The sequence below is a fragment of the uncultured Aquabacterium sp. genome (genome assembly GCF_947366995.1).
Lineage (GTDB): Bacteria > Pseudomonadota > Gammaproteobacteria > Burkholderiales > Burkholderiaceae_C > Aquabacterium.
Window position 1 is genome coordinate 1 of the sequence record NZ_CANBCC010000048.1, and the last position, 18,483, is coordinate 18,483.

The 18,483-nt window shown below is 68.9% G+C and carries 19 protein-coding genes; 15 read left to right on the top strand and 4 right to left on the bottom strand.

The window, feature by feature from the left end:
* The 10 genes from Q0Z44_RS12630 to Q0Z44_RS12675 all read left to right on the top strand — a co-directional run.
* A partial coding sequence (locus Q0Z44_RS12630) for a hypothetical protein (RefSeq protein ID WP_298013269.1) occupies positions 1-662 on the top strand: 662 nt, incomplete at its 5' end.
* Positions 662-1,183 carry a type IV pilin protein gene (locus tag Q0Z44_RS12635; RefSeq protein WP_298013271.1) on the top strand — a complete coding sequence of 174 codons (522 nt, stop codon included), beginning with the start codon at positions 662-664 and terminating at the stop codon, positions 1,181-1,183. The genes Q0Z44_RS12630 and Q0Z44_RS12635, both read left to right, overlap by 1 nt.
* Before the next feature lie 22 nt (positions 1,184-1,205).
* Positions 1,206-1,847 (top strand): hypothetical protein, encoded by a 642-nt coding sequence (locus tag Q0Z44_RS12640; protein ID WP_298013273.1) that lies wholly within the window; start codon positions 1,206-1,208, stop codon positions 1,845-1,847.
* A gap of 42 nt (positions 1,848-1,889) precedes the next feature.
* Positions 1,890-3,017, top strand: a complete 1,128-nt coding sequence (gene ribD / locus Q0Z44_RS12645; RefSeq protein WP_366517620.1) for a bifunctional diaminohydroxyphosphoribosylaminopyrimidine deaminase/5-amino-6-(5-phosphoribosylamino)uracil reductase RibD — start codon at positions 1,890-1,892, stop codon at positions 3,015-3,017.
* A 37-nt stretch (positions 3,018-3,054) separates the two neighbouring features.
* On the top strand, positions 3,055-3,690 hold the full coding sequence (locus Q0Z44_RS12650) for a riboflavin synthase (RefSeq protein ID WP_298013327.1): 636 nt from the start codon (positions 3,055-3,057) through the stop codon (positions 3,688-3,690).
* A gap of 95 nt (positions 3,691-3,785) precedes the next feature.
* Positions 3,786-4,904 (top strand): bifunctional 3,4-dihydroxy-2-butanone-4-phosphate synthase/GTP cyclohydrolase II, encoded by a 1,119-nt coding sequence (gene ribBA, locus Q0Z44_RS12655; protein ID WP_298013275.1) that lies wholly within the window; start codon positions 3,786-3,788, stop codon positions 4,902-4,904.
* A 60-nt stretch (positions 4,905-4,964) separates the two neighbouring features.
* Complete coding sequence (gene ribH, locus Q0Z44_RS12660; RefSeq protein WP_298013277.1) at positions 4,965-5,429, top strand: 6,7-dimethyl-8-ribityllumazine synthase; 465 nt, start codon at positions 4,965-4,967, stop codon at positions 5,427-5,429.
* 56 nt (positions 5,430-5,485) lie between these two features.
* A complete protein-coding gene (nusB, locus tag Q0Z44_RS12665) occupies positions 5,486-5,944 on the top strand; it encodes a transcription antitermination factor NusB (RefSeq protein ID WP_298013329.1) in 459 nt (152 codons plus the stop codon).
* A gap of 28 nt (positions 5,945-5,972) precedes the next feature.
* Positions 5,973-7,544 (top strand): serine/threonine-protein kinase, encoded by a 1,572-nt coding sequence (locus tag Q0Z44_RS12670; RefSeq protein WP_298013279.1) that lies wholly within the window; start codon positions 5,973-5,975, stop codon positions 7,542-7,544.
* A 50-nt stretch (positions 7,545-7,594) separates the two neighbouring features.
* Positions 7,595-8,101: a TssQ family T6SS-associated lipoprotein gene (locus Q0Z44_RS12675; RefSeq protein WP_298013282.1), complete on the top strand. Its 507-nt coding sequence runs from the start codon at positions 7,595-7,597 to the stop codon at positions 8,099-8,101.
* 20 nt (positions 8,102-8,121) lie between these two features.
* Here the strand turns inward: Q0Z44_RS12675 and Q0Z44_RS12680 are convergent, their stop codons facing one another.
* Positions 8,122-9,594, bottom strand: a complete 1,473-nt coding sequence (locus tag Q0Z44_RS12680; RefSeq protein WP_298013331.1) for a Ppx/GppA phosphatase family protein — start codon at positions 9,592-9,594, stop codon at positions 8,122-8,124.
* A gap of 166 nt (positions 9,595-9,760) precedes the next feature.
* Between Q0Z44_RS12680 and Q0Z44_RS12685 the strand changes: the two genes are divergently transcribed.
* On the top strand, positions 9,761-10,609 hold the full coding sequence (locus Q0Z44_RS12685; RefSeq protein WP_298013284.1) for a ZIP family metal transporter: 849 nt from the start codon (positions 9,761-9,763) through the stop codon (positions 10,607-10,609).
* Between the two features lie 6 nt (positions 10,610-10,615).
* Here the strand turns inward: Q0Z44_RS12685 and Q0Z44_RS12690 are convergent, their stop codons facing one another.
* Both Q0Z44_RS12690 and Q0Z44_RS12695 read right to left on the bottom strand, forming a co-directional pair.
* A complete protein-coding gene (locus Q0Z44_RS12690) occupies positions 10,616-11,536 on the bottom strand; it encodes a DMT family transporter (protein ID WP_298013286.1) in 921 nt (306 codons plus the stop codon).
* Positions 11,537-11,545: 9 nt separating this feature from the next.
* The gene (locus tag Q0Z44_RS12695) at positions 11,546-12,688 is read right to left on the bottom strand and encodes an aromatic ring-hydroxylating dioxygenase subunit alpha (RefSeq protein WP_298013288.1); all 1,143 of its coding nucleotides are present in this window, start codon (positions 12,686-12,688) and stop codon (positions 11,546-11,548) included.
* Between the two features lie 374 nt (positions 12,689-13,062).
* On the opposite strand from Q0Z44_RS12695, the gene Q0Z44_RS12700 reads away from it, so the two are divergent.
* Genes Q0Z44_RS12700 through dxs form a run of 3 tightly spaced genes read left to right on the top strand, consistent with a single transcriptional unit; the run spans position 13,063 to position 16,200 of the window.
* Positions 13,063-13,320 carry an exodeoxyribonuclease VII small subunit gene (locus Q0Z44_RS12700; RefSeq protein ID WP_298013290.1) on the top strand — a complete coding sequence of 86 codons (258 nt, stop codon included), beginning with the start codon at positions 13,063-13,065 and terminating at the stop codon, positions 13,318-13,320.
* The gene (locus Q0Z44_RS12705) at positions 13,317-14,246 is read left to right on the top strand and encodes a polyprenyl synthetase family protein (RefSeq protein WP_298013292.1); all 930 of its coding nucleotides are present in this window, start codon (positions 13,317-13,319) and stop codon (positions 14,244-14,246) included. Before Q0Z44_RS12700 ends, Q0Z44_RS12705 begins: the two co-directional genes overlap by 4 nt.
* Positions 14,247-14,292: 46 nt before the next feature.
* Positions 14,293-16,200 (top strand): 1-deoxy-D-xylulose-5-phosphate synthase, encoded by a 1,908-nt coding sequence (dxs, locus tag Q0Z44_RS12710; RefSeq protein WP_298013295.1) that lies wholly within the window; start codon positions 14,293-14,295, stop codon positions 16,198-16,200.
* Positions 16,201-16,304: 104 nt separating this feature from the next.
* Here dxs and Q0Z44_RS12715 read toward each other — a convergent pair whose 3' ends face one another.
* Complete coding sequence (locus tag Q0Z44_RS12715; RefSeq protein ID WP_298013297.1) at positions 16,305-16,823, bottom strand: hemerythrin domain-containing protein; 519 nt, start codon at positions 16,821-16,823, stop codon at positions 16,305-16,307.
* Between the two features lie 260 nt (positions 16,824-17,083).
* On the opposite strand from Q0Z44_RS12715, the gene Q0Z44_RS12720 reads away from it, so the two are divergent.
* On the top strand, positions 17,084-18,460 hold the full coding sequence (locus tag Q0Z44_RS12720; RefSeq protein ID WP_298013299.1) for a PEP-CTERM sorting domain-containing protein: 1,377 nt from the start codon (positions 17,084-17,086) through the stop codon (positions 18,458-18,460).
* Positions 18,461-18,483 lie beyond the last annotated feature (23 nt).

Genomic DNA, 18,483 nt, shown 5'->3' on the forward strand with positions numbered 1-18,483 from the left:
ATCCGCCGGCTGCGGACAGCACGCCTCGCGCGCTGCCGGGGACGGGCGCCCGCACGGTGGGCAGCACGGCATTCCTCGAGCGCTTGCTGGTGCGGGACCCCACCACGGGCTCCATCTACCTGGCGCGCCGGGTGGGGGCGAACGTGGTGCCCGTGGGTTCGACCGAGGTCGCTTCCGGCTTCGACCCGAACACCCATGATGGCTGGTTCTTCGACTTCCCCACGGGAGGGGAGGCGGTGATCGCGTCGCCGGTGAACCGGCAGACCTTCATGCTGTTCACCACCGTGCGGCCGGCCGGCGACGAGTCGCAGTCGTGCAGCGTGGCCCCGTTGGCATCGGTGTATGCGCTCAGCCCGGTCTCTGGTTTGCCGGTACCGGGGCTCTTCCGGCAGGTCAACATCACCAACGCCGACGGGACCACCACCACGGCGGTCAACCCCTACGGCGTAGACAGCAACGACCAGCGCGTGATCAACGTGAGCGACGGCTCGGTGCGCAAGCTGTGCACCGATGGCACCTGCGTGACGGACGCCACCTCGGTATGCCCGCCGGGCAAGATGAAGACCCGCCGGCTGGGGGCGAGCACGGACGCCAACATGTGCGCCCCCGCGAACCAGTTGCGCATCCAGTGGCGCGAAATTCCAGGAATGAGGACCCAGTGATGTTGCCTTGCAGTGAGACTCTCCGCCCCACGCTGCCGCATCGCGCGGGCGCAGCGGCCGGCTTTACCCTGATCGAGTTGATGATCACGGTGGCCGTGGTGGCCATCCTGTCTGCGGTGGCATACCCGGCCTACACCGAGCATGTAGCCAAAGGCCATCGTGCCCAGGTGAAAACGCAGATGGTGCTGGCGCAGCAATGGATGGAGCGCTTCTACAGCGACACCTACCGCTACGACCAGAACACCGCGGGCAATGCGGTGGCGGGCCTGTTTGCCGCGCAGCCCTTCAGCACCAGCCCGCCAGCAGGCGAGGGCGCCACGGCCTACACGCTTGCCGTGGCTGTGGCGGGCGATGGCCAGTCCTACACCCTGACCGCCACGCGGGCCGCGAGCGGACCGATGGCGGCCGACCCCTGTGGCAATCCCACCCTCACGGGCAAGGGGGTCAAGGGTGTGGTGGCGTCCACGTATGACACGCGGTATGCCGATGCGGCGGCGGCCGTGGCGGCCTGCTGGCGTTGACGAACAGGCGATGGCGCTGCCCATGAGCACCGCCGTGGCATCGATGTGGCCGGTGCGGCTGGCCAGCAGGCGCGCCTTGGTGGCCATTGTGGTCGGCGTGTCTCTGGTGCATGCCGCCGGGTGGTGGGCCTGGCGCGCGGGGCCCACGCAGGTGGCGCCCCGCGCGGCGCAGTTCGCGCCAGGCTGGCAGGTGCGGATGGTGACCAGGCCCGCCGGCGGCCCGGACGAGGCCGTGCTGCCCGCTGCGAGGCCGGGCCTGCCTCAGGGGTTGGAGCAGGTGCCTCACAGTGTCCCGGATGCCCTCCCCGAGAAGCCGGCAACGGGGACGCCATCCGGCATCGTTCCGGCACCCGGTTGGCACCCCACTGCCTTTCGCCCGGCAGACGAGCTGGACGTGGTGCCCACGCCGGAAACGGGCTGGTGGCTCGACGAAGCCCTGCTTCAGCAGCAGGGCCGGGCCCGCCTCACCCTTGCGCTGTGGGTGTCCGACCAGGGGCAGATCGTGCAGTGGCGCCTGCTGCACGCGGAGCCACCGGGCGACTGGGTGGCCCGGGCGCTGACCCGCCTGCCCGACACCCCGATGCGACCCGGGCAGCGGCACGGCCAGCCGCAGGCGGCTCACCTCGTGATAGAAATTGCGTCCGACGACGAGTCCTATCGCTGACACGTCGCCGGCTGTGGTGGACGTATCGCGAAAGGCGGGCAGGTGGACGATTTCGAAGGCATGGCGCTGGCGCTGGCCGAAGGGCGCAAGGCGCTGTGGCGCTCTGCGCCCAACCCGCCGGTGGGCTGCGCCCTGGTGCGCGACGGCCAGGTGATTGCCACGGGCCACACGGCCGAAGTGGGCGGGCCCCACGCCGAGGCCACGGCGCTGGCCGACCTCCATGCGCGCGGCGGCCATGCCCGCGGCGCGACGGCCTACGTGACGCTCGAACCCTGTTCGCACCACGGCCGCACGCCGCCGTGTGCCGATGCCCTGGTCCGCGAGCGCGTGGCGCGTGTGGTTGTGGCCCTGGCTGACCCAAACCCGCTGGTGGCCGGCCGCGGCGTCGAACGCCTGCGCGCCGCGGGCATCGACGTGACGCTGCTGCCCCCCGGTCACCCGCAGGCCCGGGCCGCCCGCGACACCATGATCGGTTTCCTCTCGCGCATGGTGCGCCAGCGCCCCTGGGTGCGCATGAAGATCGCCGGCTCGCTCGACGGCCGCACCGCGCTCGACAACGGCGAAAGCCAGTGGATCACCGGCCCGGACGCCCGCGCCGACGGCCACGCCTGGCGCGCCCGGGCCACGGCCGTGATGACGGGTGTCGGCACGGTGCTGGACGACGACCCCCGGCTGGATGTGCGCGCCGTGCAGACGCCCCGCCAGCCCTGGCGCGTGGTGCTCGACACCCACTGGCGCACGCCGCCGGGCAGCCGCCTGCTGCAGGCGCCGGGCAGCGCACTGGTGTATGGGTCGGCCGAGCCCGGCTCCGAGGCCGCCGCCCGTCGTCAGGCCCTGGCCGACACCGGTGCCACCGTGGTCGACGCGCCGGCGGGCGAGGGCGGCCGGCCCGACCTCGCGTGGGTGCTGTCCGACCTGGCGGACCGCGGTGTCAACGAACTGCATCTGGAAGCGGGCGCCCGACTCAACGCTAGCCTGATCCAGGCCGGGTGGGTCGACGAATTTTTGCTGTATCTTGCGCCGAAGCTCATTGGGCCGGGCCGCGCGCTGGCCGACCTGCCCCCGCTGGCCCGACTGGCCGACGCGACCACACTGCGCTTCGTCGACGCGGCGCTCGTGGGCGACGACCTGCGCATCGTGGCCCGCCCGCCCGGCCGTGAGCTGTTCTGACCAGCCCCACCACCAACCGCACACCGACTTCATCACCATGTTCACCGGCATCATCACTGGCGTGGGCCAGATCGTCGACTCCCAGCCGCTGGGCCACGCGCCCGAGCACGGCCGCCGCCTGACCTTGCAGACCCCGGCCGGCTACCTCGACGGCGTGGGCCTGGGGGACAGCATCGCCATCAACGGCGCCTGCATGACGGTCACCTCGTTCGACGTGGCAGCCGGCCGCTTCACGATCGACGTCTCGGCCGAGAGCCTGGCGCGCACGGCGGGCCTGGACACGCTGGGCACCGTGAACCTCGAGCAGGCCCTGCGCTCGCATGACCGCCTGGGCGGCCACATCGTCACCGGGCACGTGGATGGCGTGGGCAGCGTCGCCGTGTTCGAGCCGGTGGGTGAATCGTGGCTGCTGCGCATCCATGCGCCGCGCGAGCTGGGCCGCTTCCTGGCCTACAAAGGTTCGATCACCGTCAACGGCGTCAGCCTCACGGTCAACCGCGTCGAAGACCTGCCCGACGGCCAGACCGCCTTCGACATCAACCTCATTCCGCACACCATCGCGAACACCGCGCTGGGTGCGCTCAAGGCCGGCAGCCCGGTCAACCTCGAGGTCGACCTGATCGCCCGCTATGTCGAGCGCATGCTGTCGTCGGATGGCAAGCTGGGGGGCTGAGCGCCGTTCCCGTCATCGCCTTTGATCTTTGATTTCAGCGGGGAGAACCGGGCGTTTTCCCGGAAACGCCACGGCGCCCCCTCTACAATGTCCAGATGCCGATTTCCCCGATTCCCGAGCTGATTGCCGAACTCGCCGCCGGTCGCATGGTCATCCTCGTTGACGAAGAAGACCGCGAAAACGAAGGCGACCTGGTGCTGGCATCCGACCACGTCACGCCCGAGGCGATCAACTTCATGGCCAAGTACGGCCGTGGCCTGATCTGCCTGACGCTGACGCGCGAGCGCTGCGAGCGTCTGCAATTGCCGCCCATGGCCACCCGCAACGGGACCAAACACGGCACCGCCTTCACCGTGTCCATCGAGGCCACCGAAGGCGTGACCACCGGCATATCGGCCGCCGACCGTGCGCGCACCGTGCAGGCTGCCGTCGCCCGCGACGCCAAGCCGTCGGATCTGGTGCAGCCAGGGCACATCTTTCCGCTCCAGGCACAGGATGGCGGCGTGCTGATGCGTGCGGGTCACACTGAAGCAGGCTGCGATCTGGCAGGCATGGCTGGCCTCACGCCCTCGTCGGTGATCTGCGAGATCATGAATGACGACGGCACGATGGCGCGCCTGCCGGACCTCGAGGTGTTCGCGCAGGAGCACGGCCTGAAGATCGGCACCATCGCCGACCTGATCCAGTACCGCAGCCGCAACGAGTCGCTGATCGAGCGGCTGGGCACGCGCACCATGGCCACGCCCGAGGGCGAGTTCGACGCGCAGGTCTTCCGCGATCGCACCGGCGCCGTCCACCTGGCGCTGAGTGTCGGCAGCTGGGGCCCGGACGACGAGGTGCTGGTGCGCGCGCACGAACCCTTCTCGGCACTCGACTGGCTGGACGCGGGCAACTGCCGTCACGCCTGGCCGCTGCCCAAGGCGCTGAGCACCCTGCGCGAAGCCGGCCGCGGCGTCATCGTGCTGCTCAACGCGGGCGACGACAACGAACGCCTGCTGGGCCGCCTGCTGCCCGAGCCGGATGCCGTCCGTCCCAAGACCCCGGTTGACCTGCGCACCTATGGCGTGGGCGCCCAGATCCTGCGTGCCCTGGGCGTGCATAAGATGCGCCTGCTGGGCAACCCCCAGCGGCTGCCGAGCATGATGGGCTACAACCTGGAGGTGGTCGGCTTCATGAAGGCCGACGGCAGCCAGCACCCCATGCCCGGACACTGACCTCGCGCGGTACCCCTCGCTCTTTTCTCCTCCACTTTTCGCTCTTTACGGAATCCCACCATGCAAGGCGCTGACAAAGGACAAGCCGGCCGGCTCGATGGACACGATCTGCGTGTCGGCATCGTCCAGGCCCGCTTCAATGACGAACTGACCTCCCGACTGGCCGAGGTCTGCATCGACGAGCTCGAGAAGCTGGGCGTGGTGCGCAAGCACATCCAGCACGTGACCGTGCCAGGTGCGCTCGAGGTGGCGGTGGCCCTGCAGGCCATGGCCGACAGCGAGCGTTTCGACGCCCTCGTGGCGCTGGGCTGCATCATCCGCGGCGAAACCTACCACTTTGAACTGGTGGCCAACGAGAGTGGCGCCGGCGTGACCCGCGTCAGCCTCGACCACCATGTGCCCATCGCCAACGCCATCCTGACGGTCGAGAACCTCGCCCAGGCCGAAGCCCGCATTGAAGAGAAGGGCCGTGATGCGGCCCGTGTTGCCGTCGAGATGGCCAACCTGCTGGATGACCTGCTGTGAGCGCCCCGTCTGACACCCCCAAGCCGCTGGAAGGCCGCCCTGCCCGCAAGGGCGGCGTGCCCGGCCGCGACCGTGCCAAGTCTTCGCGCCGCCGTGCGCGCGAGTTCGCCCTGCAGGGTCTGTACGAGTGGCAGATCAATGCGCGTGACCCGGGCGCGATCGACGCCCACGTGCGCGAGCAGGACGACTTCGCCAAGTGCGACCGCGCCCACTACGACGCGCTGCTGCATGGCTGCATCGAGCAGCGTGCGCAACTGGATGCAACGTTACTCAAGTTCCTCGATCGGCCGGTCGAAGAACTGTCGCCGGTTGAGCACGCGGTGTTGTGGGTGGGTGCGTACGAGCTGACGCACTGCCTGGAAGTGCCCTACAAGGTCGCCATCAACGAAGCGGTCGAACTGGCCAAGACCTTCGGGGGAACCGACGGCCACAAGTACGTCAATGGCGTGCTGGACCACCTGGCGCCGGATCTCCGTCCGGAGGAAGTCAAGGCCGCGCGATCCGGTTCCCGCTGAGGTCGCGCCCACAGGAGATCGCCGTTCCGTGTCCACGTCGCCGAGCCGCCCCGCGCTGAACGCGCCACTCGATCTCGACCTGGACGCGGCGGCGGATGACGACCGCGACACAGTGGCCGAGACCCGGCCGCTGCCTGATCCCACGCCGGCAGAGCGCCCGGACCTGCTGCCCAGCATCGGGCACATCGGCCGGTACGCGCTGAAGTACGTGATCGGCGAGGGCGGACTGGGCACGGTCTATGCGGCATACGACCCGCTGCTGTCGCGGCTGATTGCCATCAAGACGCTGCATGTCGACCTGCCTCAGGCCGACCGGGCGCAGTTCGATGCGCTCTTCCTGAACGAGGCCAAGGCGGCAGGCAGCCTGAACCACGCGCACATCGTCACGGTGTACGACGCCGGTGCCAGCGAGCGCGGCCCCTACATCGCGATGGAGCTGCTCAAGGGCAAGGACCTGCGGCAGCTGCTGCAAACGGGGTGGCAGCCCTCGCCCATCCAGGCCGCGCTGATCGTGAGGCGGGTGGCCGATGCGCTGAGCTATGCGCACCACAAGGGCGTCATCCACCGCGACATCAAGCCTGCCAACATCTTCATGGTTGGCCGCACGCAGCCGCGTGTGCTGGATTTCGGCATTGCCCGCATCCGGCAGGTGGAGTCGCTGGCCCAGCGCGATGACCCACAGAGCCGCTTTCAGGACATTGCCGGGGGCTCGCCGTACTACATGGCGCCCGAACAGATGCGCCGTCTGCCGGTCGACCGGCGCGTGGACGTGTACGGGATGGGCGCGGTGCTGTACGAACTGCTCACCGGACGTCGCGCCATTGCGGGCGACACGCTCGAGGCCATCACCGATGCTGTCCTGAACGGGCCGCGCGAGCCGGTGCACGCCGTGAACCCCGCCGTGCCCCAGGCACTGTCGGACATCGTCGAGCGCGCGATGGCGCGCGATCCGGACCAGCGCACGCGGTCGGCCCGGCGGCTCGCGCAGGAGCTGCGTGACTGGCTGGAGATCGCCGAGCGGGCGCAGGAAGGCCTGACTGGCCACCGGGAAGAGGCCTTGCCGAAGGTGGGGCGAGACGCTGCGGCGTGGGTGGATTCGGGCGGCATCCGGCGTCGGCTGCTGCTTGGCGGCGGCATGGCCCTGTTCGGGCTGGTAGGGGTCGCCTGGTGGGCGAGCCAGTCCGGCACGGTGAGCGGGCCCGACGTCGCGTCCGCGCCCGCCGCGCATGTTGCTCTGCCGGCGACCCTCACCGCATCCCAGGCCGCCACCGTTTCAGCGGCGCCGGCAGTCGCCTCCGCCTCTGACGCGCGTGGGGTGCGGCTGGTGGCAGCCCCATCGGCCTCCGCGACCGCGAACGCGAGCGCTTCCGATCCGGTCCTGCCTATGGACACGGCGCCCGGCACTGTCCGCCTGGCCATCAGCCCGTGGGGCGAGGTGGCGGTGGACGGCGACGTGAAGGGCGTCACGCCGCCTCTCAATCAGCTGAAGCTGGCACCAGGGCGGTACACCATCACCGTCCGAAACGGCGAAGCGCCCGTTTTCCGGCAGACTGTCGAGGTGCAGCCCGGTCGAGAGCTGCGCATTCGCCACAAGTTCTGAACCCACACACCATGAAGTCTGTATCAAGCCGTCGGCCCCAGGGAGGGGCAGTGTCTGCATGGGCGCGTCAGGCGCGCTGGCTGACCGTGCCGGCCTTGCTGGCGCTGGCCGCCTGCCAGAGCGGCCCGACCCGCCCGGGCGTGGACCCGGGCGCGCCGCCTGCGTTGACATCGGCCACCCCGACGGCAGCGGCCGCCCCGGCCTCACCGCCGCCTGCTTCGCCGGCTGCCCCGCCTGCGGCCGAGCAGGCCCTTGCGCAAGGGGTGCGCTCGTATCAGGGCGGCAAGTACGCGATGGCGGAAGTGCAGCTCAAGCTGGCGTTGAAGGAAGGCCTGGCCGCCTCGGCAGACCGTGCCAGCGCGCACAAGCACCTGGCGTTCATCTACTGCACCAGCCAGCGCGAGAAGCTGTGCCTGGACGCCTTCAAGGCCGCCCGCGCCGCGGACCCGGCTTTTGCGCTGAGCAAGACCGAATCGGGCCACCCGATGTGGGCGCGAACCTATCAGCGCGCCATGGCAGAGACGCGCCCCCGCGCGCCCCGCAAGACGGCGCGCTGAGCGCCGTCATTGGAGCGGGCTCAGTCCGCCAGCGAGATCTCGAACTTGCGGTCGCCCTGACGGGCCCAGCGCAGGGCCTCTTCGTTCAGCAAGTGCAGCGTGCGCGGGTGCTGCTCGGCCCAGCGGCGTGACAGCATCAGGCGCGTGCGCGTGCGGCCATGCCGCAGGGCGGCCACTTCAGCCGGCAGGTCGACCCGTGCGTGATGCAGGATCAACGCAAGCCGCAGACACAGCACCTGGTTCATCAACGCGGTGTCGTGCAGAAACTCGGCGAGCTTGATCAGTTCGCCCCGCTGCCCCAGCACCAGCGTGGCCAGCCGGCGCAACTGCGATTGCGAGAACCCCGACGCATCGACATGGCCCAGCAGGTAAGCGCTGTGGCGGTGGTGGTCGTGGTGAGACACCATCATGCCGATCTCGTGCAGCGCGGCGGCCCAGCCCAGTTCGCGGACGTCTTCGCCTTCGCCCGATGTCTGTCCTTCCCGCAGACTGCCCCACAGCTGCAGGGCGCGCTGGCGCACCCGTTCGGCCTGCAGCGTGTCCACCTGGAAGCGTTGCTGCAGCTCGCGCACCGAGCTGTCGCGCGGGTCGGGCAGGCGGTGGTTGCGCGCGGCCTCCACGCGCTCTTCCAGATCGAAGATCACGCCCTGGCGCAGCGCGCCCTTGGCCGGCCGCAAGGCCTCGATGTCGAACTGCATGGCCAGCGTGTAGAGGATGCTCAGGCCGCCGCCCAGCACCGCCTTGCGCTCGGGCTTGAGCCCCGGCAGGTTGAGCGCGTCCTGGTGGCCGGCCTCGATGCAGCGCGAGATGCACCAGCGCAGCGCGTCGGCGGTGATCGTGCCGTCGGTGATGCCATTGGCCGCCAGGATCTGCGACACCGCGCCCACGGTGCCCGATGAGCCGAGCGCCTCCTGCCACTGGTCGCGCTGGAACAGCGTCAGCGCCTCTTCCAGCTCGGCGCCGGCGGCAATCTGCGCAGCGCGGAAGGCCTCGGCCGTGTAGCGCCCCTGAGGAAAGTGTTGGAGCGACAGGCTCACGCTGCCCACGCCGAAGGACTCGGTACGCTGCGGGGTGCGGCCATGGCCCAGGATCATTTCGGTGGAGCGCCCGCCGATGTCGATCACCAGACGGGGCAGTTCGCTGGCCTGCAGTCGGGCCACGCCCTGGAAGATCAGGCGCGCTTCTTCACGGCCGGAAATCACCTCGATAGGGTGGCCCAGGACGAGGTTGCCGCGTTGCAGAAAGGCATCACGGTTGCGCGCCTCGCGCAGTGTCTGGGTGGCCACGGCCCGCACCTGCCACGGGGCAAAGCCCTTGAGGCGCTGTGCAAACAGCGCCAGGCAGGCCAGGCCACGCTGCGTGGCTTCTTCGGTCAGCAGGCCGCGGGCATCCAGTCCGGCGCCCAGGCGCACGGTTTCCTTCAGGTAATCGACCCGCTTGTAGCGCCCCTTGCTCAGCTCGGCGATCTCAAGCCGGAAGCTGTTGGAGCCCATGTCGATGGCGGCCAGCAGATGGGGGAAGCGGCTGGTTTCCAGGGTGCCCTGGCCCTTGCCCGTCTTGGTGCGCAGCAGTGTGTCCATCGCCGTATTGTCCTCCGACTGCATGACAGTCCGGTCAAGGCGGCCGGGGCGGTGTTGACAGGTTTGCTAGGATCACTGGATGACCCTGTTTTACATCGTCGCTGTCACCCTCCTCGGCGGCGTGATCTCTGTCGGCCTGGCCGCGGCCGTGTCGGCGCCCTTGCTGGGCCTCATCGTCCGTCACCTGGTCAGCCTGTCCACAGGGGTTCTGCTCGGCACGGCCCTGCTGCACGTTCTGCCTGAAGCCTTCGAAAGCGACGTGGCACCGCACTCGCTGTTTCTCACGCTGCTGGGCGGGCTCATGTTCTTCTTCCTGCTGGAAAAGGCTGAGCTGTACCGCCACGGTCATCACCATGAGCACGACGACCACGACCATCACCACGGCTTCGACGCCGAGCAGGCCGGGCGCGGCGGGTGGAGCGTGCTCATCGGCGACAGCATCCACAACTTCTGCGACGGCGTGCTGATTGCGGCCGCCTTTCTGGCCGATCCGCACATCGGCGCGGTGACCGCCCTGGCCATCATCGCCCACGAGATCCCCCAGGAGGTAGGCGACTACATCGTGCTGGTGAACGCCGGATTTTCACGCCTGCGGGCGCTGACCTACAACATGATCTCAGGCCTGGCGGCGGTGGTCGGCGGGGTGCTGGGCTACTTTCTGATCGCACCGTGGCAGGCCTACCTGCCCTACATGATGGTGGTGGCGGCCAGCAGCTTCATCTACGTGGCCGTGGCCGACCTCATCCCGCAGCTCCAGAAGCGCCTGCACTGGCGAGACACCGCCCTGCAGATTGTGTGGCTGGCGGTGGGCCTGGGCATGATCGGTCTGATCGTCAGCGGTCTGCACGAGCACGGCCATGCCGCAGGCCACGCGCACACGCAGGACCACGCACACGAGCCCGCGCCGGCTGAGCCGGCGGCGCGCTGACTGCCCTCAGCGCCGCGCTTTCAGCGGCGCACTGGCCTGGGTGGCGCCGATGCCGGCCAGCACGATGAGCGCCATGCCGAGCACCGCGATGCCGTGCACCGGATCGTCGAACAGCACCACGCCGAGCACGAAGGCGTGTGCAATGCCAAGGTATTGCAGGCTCGCCATCGCCAGCGCGTTGCCCCGCGCATAGGCGCGCGTCATGCACACCTGGGCCAGCGTGGCGAACAGACCGGTGCCCAACAACCACATGAGCGTGGCGCCGGTGGGCGGTGTCCAGCCGTGCCCCTGGTAAACGGTCTCGACCGCGCTGATCAGCAGGCCGGACACGGCCCCGAACAGCGAGAAGTAGAAGACGACGCGGACCTCGGGCTCGCCCGCGCGGCCCAGGCTGGCAACCTGGAAGTAGGCGGTGGCCGAGAGCGTCCCCGACACCAGACCGATCAGGCCGGGCAGCCACAGATCGCGCTCGATGGTGGGGCGCAGCACCAGCGTCACCCCGAGAAAGCCGATGGCGACGGCAACCAGCAGCGGCACCGGCACGGCGGGCGCGGCCTGGCCTCGCCAGCGGCGCCAGGCCACCTGGAGCACCAGGAATACCGCCATCCACACCGAGGACATGTAGTTGAGCGTGACCGCGGTGGACAGCGGCAGCGTGCCCAGCGTGTAGAACCACATGGCCAGCGCCGAGACGCCCGAGGCCCCGCGCTGCAGGTGCAGCATCGGGACGGCTGTGCGCAGCTTCAGGCCCGTGCGCCAGGCCAGCAGCCCCATCAGCACCGCGCCCACGCCCCCGCGAAAAAAAACGACCTCCCCGGTGGAGGCCGTCTGGGAGGCCATCTTCACGCACACGCCCATCAGCGCGAACAGCACGGTGGCCGTGACCATCAGCCACGGCGCCGTCAGGCGGTTGAAGGCGGCGCGCAAGGGCGGGGATCAGGGACGGTCGTCGGACTCGGCCGGCCAGGCCATGGCGCGGCGGTACCACTCGTGGAAGTGCTGCATGCCGTCTTCCATCGGACTCTGATACGGGCCGACCTCGTTGTCACCCCGTGCCAGCAGGGCCTTGCGGCCCGCGTCCATGCGCTCGGCAATCTCGTCGTCCTCGATGCAGGTCTCCATGTAGGCGGCCTGCTGGGCTTCGACGAACTCGCGCTCGAAGGCGGCGATCTCTTCGGGGTAGTAGAACTCCACCACGTTGAGCGTCTTCTGTGGGCCTTGCGGGTACATGTTCGACACCACCAGCACGTGCGGATACCACTCGACCATCATTGTCGGGTAGTAGGTCAGCCACACGGCGCCCTGGGTGGGCCTCTCGCCGCCGCGGTACTTCATGACCACGTCGTGCCACTTCTTGTAGACGTCGGAGCCCGGGCGGTCGAAGGTGGACGCCACGCCCACCGTCTGCACAGAGTACTCCTTGGCCATGTCCCAGCGCAGGTCGTCGCAGGTCACGAAGTTGCCCAGGCCGGGGTGGAAGGGGCCGACGTGGTAGTCCTCCAGATAGACCTCGATGAAGGTCTTCCAGTTGTAGTTGCACTCGTGCAGCTCAACACGGTCGAGTACGTAGCCCGAGAAGTCCAGGTCGCCGCCCGGCTTGAAGCGCGCATCGATGCCGGCCAGGTCGGCCGCGATGTCGCGGCCGTTGTCCTCGAACAGCAGGCCGTTCCAGTTGCGCAGCTTGTAGTTGTTGAGGTTCAGGCACGGGTCGTGGTCGAAGTGCGGCGCGCCGATCAACTCGCCCTTGTGCGAGTAGGTCCAGCGGTGCAGCGGGCACACGATGTTGTTGCGGCTGTTGCCGCGGCCCTTGAGCATGATGGCCTGGCGGTGTCGGCAGACGTTCGAGATCAGCTCGATGCCGTCTTTCGTGCGCACGAGCGCGCGGCCTTCGTTTTCCTGGGGCAGGGCATAGTAGTCGCCGACCTCGGGCACGCTCAGGGCGTGGCCGAGGTAGCGCGGACCGGACTGAAAGATGCGTTCGAGCTCCTCCTTGTACAGTGATTCGTCGAAGTAGACGGACACGGGCAGCTGCGTGCGGCTGCGGCGAAGGGCGGTGAGCGCAGGACTCAGGTCGGACATGATCCCCAGGATCTCCAAAAACCAATGTCAACCCCCTCTGGCTGCTGGCGGGGCGGGCCCGTGCGGCGTCCAGAGGTTTGATAAATCCCTCAGGCCAGCGGTGAACCGTCAGGAAGGACGGCGCCGGGCGCAAGGGGCCACAAAAAACCCGAAATGCCATCAATGAGGACCATTCCGGGGAACCGTACATTGTACCTGCGGGCTTTCCCCGAGGCAAAGCGGGCGCCTGATCCCGGTCAAGCTGAAGGGACGGAAATGCCCCGTGCCCGAGGGTGCGAGCGCGCGCGACAGTACCGAGGGAACGCGCGGGGCCTGGGCGCCTCGAAATAGAATACGCGTTTGCCCGCAAGCCGGGCCCCACCTCAGGCAAGACCATGGCCAAGTCCCCCGCCGGCGGCGCCGGTTCCCTCCCTGCCGATGTCGCGCTGCCCGCGACGTACGAAGCGGCCCTGGCCGAGCTCGAACAGCTCGTCGGCCAGATGGAAAGCGGCGCCTTGCCCCTGGAGCAACTGCTGGGCAGCTACCAGCGCGGCGCGCAGTTGCTGCAGTTCTGCCGCACCCGCCTGGAGGCCGTCGAGGCGCAGGTGAAGCTGCTGGAAGACGGCCAGCTCAAGCCCTGGGACGACGCATGACCGGATCCGCCGTGTGGGGCCGCTGGTCGGCCGATGTGCTTGCCCGCGTCGAGGCCGCCCTGGACACTTGGGTGCCAGCCTGCGCGCCCGCGCGCCTCGGAGAGGCCATGCGCTACGGGGTGCTGGACGGTGGCAAGCGCCTGCGCGCGCTGCTGGTGCAGGCGGCGGCCGAGGCGGTGGGCGCCTGCAGCACGCCCGCCGGGGCCGAGGCGGCATTGCGTGCGGCCTGTGCCGTCGAGCTGATTCACGCCTATTCGCTGGTGCACGACGACATGCCGTGCATGGACAACGACGTGCTGCGCCGGGGCAAGCCCACGGTGCACGTGGCCTACGGCGAGGCCTGTGCCATGCTGGCCGGCGACGCCATGCAGGCGCTGGCCTTCGAGGTGCTCACGCCCGATGAAGGCGAGGGGGCTGGCGTCGACCCCGTGCTGCAGGCCCGTCTGGTGCGGTTGCTGGCGCGTGCCTCGGGTGAGTCGGGCATGGCCGGTGGCCAGGCCATCGACCTGGCCAGTGTGGGCCAGGCGCTCGATGAGGCCACTCTGCGCGACATGCATCAGCGCAAGACCGGCGCGCTGCTGCGCGCCAGCGTGCAGATGGGCGCTGCGTGTGGCGGCGTGGCGGCTGACGCGACGGCGTGGGCCGCCCTGACCGATTACGGCCACGCGATGGGTCTGGCCTTCCAGATCGTGGACGACGTGCTGGACGCCACCCAGGGCTCCGACAAGCTGGGCAAGACCGCGGGCAAGGACGCCGGTGCCAACAAGCCCACCTACGTGAGCCTGCTGGGCCTGGAAGGCGCCCGCGCCGAAGCCAATGCCTTGCTGCAGCAGGCGCTGGATGCGCTGGCCCGCAGCGGACTGGGCGCCGAGGCGACCGCGCCGCTGGCCGCCCTTGCCGAGCGCATCGTGCGCCGTGACCACTGATTGACGTGCCCCTCGCCCGCACCCAGAACAAGCAATCCCCCCTAGGATGACGACCATGACCTACCCCCTGCTGTCGAAGATCGATCAGCCCGCCGACCTGCGTCACCTGTCGCGGTCCGAGCTGCGGCAGCTGGCCACAGAGCTGCGCGAGTACCTGCTGCAAAGCGTGTCGCGCACGGGCGGGCACCTGTCGTCCAACCTGGGCACGGTCGAACTGACCATCGCGCTGCACCACGTCTTCCAGACGCCGCATGACCGCCTGGTGTGGGACGTGGGCCACCAGACCTATCCCCACAAGATCCTGACCGGCCGCCGCGACCGCATGCCGACGCTGCGCCAGTTCGGCGGCATGAGCGGCTTCCCGCGGCGCGACGAGAGCGAGTACGACACCTTCGGCACGGCGCACTCGTCCACCTCGATCTCGGCGGCGCTCGGCATGGCGCTGGGTGCGCAGTTGCGCGGTGAGGCGCGCAAAGCCGTGGCCATCATTGGCGATGGCGCGATGACCGCCGGCATGGCCTTCGAGGCCCTGAACAACGCCGGAGTGCCGCATGCCGGCAAGATGCCCAATCTGCTGGTGGTGCTCAACGACAACGACATGTCGATCTCACCGCCGGTCGGGGCGCTGAACCGCCACCTGGCGCGCCTGATGTCGGGCCGCTTCTACACCGCCGCCCGCGAAAGCGCCAAACAGGTGCTGAAGAACGCGCCGCCGCTGTTCGAGCTGGCCAAGCGCCTGGAAGAGCACGCCAAGGGCATGGTCGTGCCCGGCACCATCTTCGAAGAATTCGGCTTCAACTACGTCGGCCCGATCGACGGCCACGACCTCGACAGCCTGATCCCCACGCTGGAAAACCTGCGCGAGCTGGAAGGCCCGCAGTTCCTGCACGTGGTGACCAAGAAGGGCTATGGCTACAAGCTGGCCGAAGCCGACCCGATTGCCTACCACGGCCCTGGCAAGTTCGACCCGGCCGTGGGCCTGGTCAAGCCGGCGCCGGTCGAGCCGCCCAAGCCCACCTTCACGCAGGTGTTCGGCCAGTGGCTGTGCGACATGGCCGCCGCCGACAGCCGCCTGGTCGGCATCACGCCGGCCATGCGCGAAGGCTCGGGCATGGTGGAGTTCCACCAGAAGTACCCCGGTCGCTATTTCGACGTGGGCATTGCCGAGCAGCATGCCGTGACGTTCGCTGGTGGCCTGGCCTGCGAAGGGCTGAAGCCGGTGGTGGCCATCTATTCGACCTTCCTGCAGCGTGCCTACGACCAACTGATCCACGACGTGGCGCTGCAGAACCTCCCGGTGGTGTTCGCGCTCGACCGCGCGGGGATTGTCGGGGCCGACGGCGCCACGCACATGGGCGCCTTCGACATTGCCTTCGTGCGCTGTATCCCGAACATGAGCATGCTGACCCCGGCCGACGAGGCCGAGTGCCGGCAGGCGCTCAGTGCAGCGTATGCGCAGAACCACCCGGTGGCGGTGCGCTACCCGCGGGGCGCAGGGGCCGGCGTGCCCGTGCCCACCGACCTGACGCCCATGCCGTGGGGCAAGGGCGAGGTGCGCCGCCAGGCGGCGGCGCCGGCGGCCGGCCAGCGCGTCGCCATCCTGGCGTTCGGCACGCTGCTGTATCCGGCCCTCCAGGCCGGCGAGGCGCTGGACGCCACCGTGGCCAACATGCGCTTCGTGAAGCCGCTCGATGTAGAGCTGGTGAAGCAGCTGGCCGCCGAGCACGACCTGATCGTGACGGTGGAAGAAGGTTGCGTGCAGGGCGGTGCGGGCTCGGCGGTGGCCGAGGCGCTGGCGGCGGCGGGGATCACGAAGCCCATGCTGATGCTGGGTCTGCCCGACGAGTTCGTCGAACATGGCGAGCCCGCGCGCTTGTTGAGCCTGTGCGGCCTGGATGCCGCCGGCATTGAACAGGCCGTGCGGACCAGGCTGGCGGCGACCGACCGAGCCTGATCCTGCGGGGCCTGCGGCCCGACTTCGGCCGTCTCTCCCTGAGCGTTTGTCTTTGAAGCCGCGCACGTCGAGGTGCGCGAGCTTGTGTCAAGGCAGGTGGGGGCTCAGGCCGCCTGCTGGCTTTCTTCCTGGGCGACTTCGGCATCGCTTCCGTGGCCACCACAGCTGCCCCCACAACCGGAAATGGCTTGCTCGGGCAGGGCTTCAGGCTGGGCGATCTGCCCTGTGAGCGGGTCGTAGCCCACGCTCTTGAGGTGCAGGGCCAAGCCAGCGTCCATGGTCTGCGCGTGGTGCGGGAACCAGATGGTCAGCTCGTGCGCCATCTGCCGAATGGGGGCGAGGTTGCCCTGCGCGCCCAGTTCGGCGCCTTCCTTCAGCACCTTCAGCACCACCGCGTGCTGGGTCATGTGGCAGCTGCCGGGGGCGAACCCGGTGGCTTCCATCCAGCGGTCTTCCTGCCCGAAGTGATCGATCGTGTGATCGATCAGCGTCTGCCAGCGGGCCAGCAGCGCGGCGTCATCGGCCGCCTGCACTTCAGCAAGCAGATCGACGAACTCGCGGTGCGTGTCGTCCATGACGGGCATGGCGAGGGACAGGGCATCGGACCAAACAAGGCTGGACATGGGCGACTTTCTTGGAAGGGCGCGGTCAGACAGGCGCCGTGCTGGAAGACGCAGCTTAGCCAGCGAGGTCGCGCGCTGGCTTGCGACAACGCAAACCTCGGGTGTTTTGGCGGTCGGGCCACACCTTCGAAACATGCCGTCACACTCCGGGCCCCATCCGCCCCCTCGGAGCGGGGGAGGGGGCGCCTTCGCTTCCCGTGATTTGTGTCTATTCTGACAAGTCTGTGACTTTTACATGATCCAAAGAGGAGGGTTTGTCGATGAAGAACTTGAGCCATGTCGTCACGGCGTTGGCCGCTGGCGCCGCGTTGCTCGCAGCCGGCCACGCCGCGCATGCGGGTGCACTGATCACCTATGGCAATACGACGCTGGGCGTCAATGACACGGGCGAGCTGAATTTTTCAGGAAACGGGCCAGGCGGGTTCGCTACGTACGGTGTCTACCGTGATGGGGTAGGCGATGCCATCTCCCCGGGTTGCTTCTGTGAGGGTTGGGGCGTCTCCGTCGAGACGGCCGGCGGCAGCTTCTCGACCTGGGCCAACCAGAGCAGCGGCTCGGGCGGGTTCGGCTCGGGCAACACGTTCGGCGCCACCGGCTCGACGGCCACCTCGCACGTCAACATGGCGGGCATCGGCGTGTCCGTGCGGCAGGCCTATGGGCCTTCGCTGGCGGCCGATGTCTTCCAGAATCAGGTGACCATCACGAACAACTCGGGCGCGCGGGTCGACAACCTGGTGTACCGCCGTGTGATGGACTGGGACGTCCCTCCGACACAGTTCTCCGAGTACGTCAGCCACACCGGCGTCACCGCCAACCTGACGACGAACGGTGGCAACGTGCGCTACGCGAGCGACAACGGCTTTGCTTCATCGAATCCATCCTGGTCAGCCAGCTACATCGACGGCACGACGGTGAACACCGATTTCACGCGCTCCGGTCCCAATGACCATGGCTCGGTGTTCGACTTCGCCTTCGGTCCGCTCGAAGCCGGTGCCAGCCGTATCTTCAACATCTACTACGGCAGCGCGGCCAACGAGGCGGCTGCGGTGTCCAAGCTCGCAGCGCTGGGAGCCAACCTGTATTCGCTGGGGCAACCCAGCGTCGGGGACCCGGGTGCCGCCGCCACCTTCCTGTTCGGCTTTGGCGGCGTGGGCGGTGTCGAGGTGGGCAGCAGTGAGGGCGTGCCCATCCTGCCGTTCATGCCGGCAGAAGGCCAGTTCGTGTTCGACGCGCCGGTCACCCGTCGCTGGTACGACCCGCCTGTCGCCGAGGGCTTCGACATTGCCCTGGAAGGCGGCAGCACCTTCATCAGCGTGACGGCACCGAGCGGTTTCTCCGACATGATCATCCTCGCCGAGGATGGCACCGTGCTGGACGGCGACTTCGATGCCGGTGAGACCTTCACCTTCAGCACGGGCATGCATGCCGCGTTCCGCATCCGCGGGCTGTCGCTGGACGTCGAATCGCCCGGGTTTGCCTCGGCGCTGCCCCTGTTTCTCGACTTCACGCCGGGTGCCACGCGCATGACGTGGACTGCTGCGCTGGCGACGCCGCCGGTGCCGGAGCCGGAAACCTACGCGCTGGCCTTGACTGGCCTGCTGGCGGTCGCCGTGGCGCGTCGTCGCCGCGCACATTGACCGTGTAGCGGGGGTCCTCGTGC

Bases quoted from the DNA above. Each gene is read 5' to 3' on its own strand.
- Q0Z44_RS12685 (WP_298013284.1), top strand. From the start codon at position 9,761: ATGACCCTGTTTTACATCGTCGCTGTCACCCTCCTCGGCGGCGTGATC.
- Q0Z44_RS12705 (WP_298013292.1), top strand. From the start codon at position 13,317: ATGACCGGATCCGCCGTGTGGGGCCGCTGGTCGGCCGATGTGCTTGCC.
- Q0Z44_RS12680 (WP_298013331.1), bottom strand. From the start codon at position 9,594: ATGGGCTCCAACAGCTTCCGGCTTGAGATCGCCGAGCTGAGCAAGGGG.
- dxs (WP_298013295.1), top strand. From the start codon at position 14,293: ATGACGACCATGACCTACCCCCTGCTGTCGAAGATCGATCAGCCCGCC.
- ribH (WP_298013277.1), top strand. From the start codon at position 4,965: ATGCAAGGCGCTGACAAAGGACAAGCCGGCCGGCTCGATGGACACGAT.
- Q0Z44_RS12695 (WP_298013288.1), bottom strand. From the start codon at position 12,688: ATGTCCGACCTGAGTCCTGCGCTCACCGCCCTTCGCCGCAGCCGCACG.
- Q0Z44_RS12700 (WP_298013290.1), top strand. From the start codon at position 13,063: ATGGCCAAGTCCCCCGCCGGCGGCGCCGGTTCCCTCCCTGCCGATGTC.
- Q0Z44_RS12635 (WP_298013271.1), top strand. From the start codon at position 662: ATGTTGCCTTGCAGTGAGACTCTCCGCCCCACGCTGCCGCATCGCGCG.
- ribBA (WP_298013275.1), top strand. From the start codon at position 3,786: ATGCCGATTTCCCCGATTCCCGAGCTGATTGCCGAACTCGCCGCCGGT.
- Q0Z44_RS12640 (WP_298013273.1), top strand. From the start codon at position 1,206: ATGAGCACCGCCGTGGCATCGATGTGGCCGGTGCGGCTGGCCAGCAGG.
- Q0Z44_RS12715 (WP_298013297.1), bottom strand. From the start codon at position 16,823: ATGTCCAGCCTTGTTTGGTCCGATGCCCTGTCCCTCGCCATGCCCGTC.
- Q0Z44_RS12650 (WP_298013327.1), top strand. From the start codon at position 3,055: ATGTTCACCGGCATCATCACTGGCGTGGGCCAGATCGTCGACTCCCAG.
- Q0Z44_RS12720 (WP_298013299.1), top strand. From the start codon at position 17,084: ATGAAGAACTTGAGCCATGTCGTCACGGCGTTGGCCGCTGGCGCCGCG.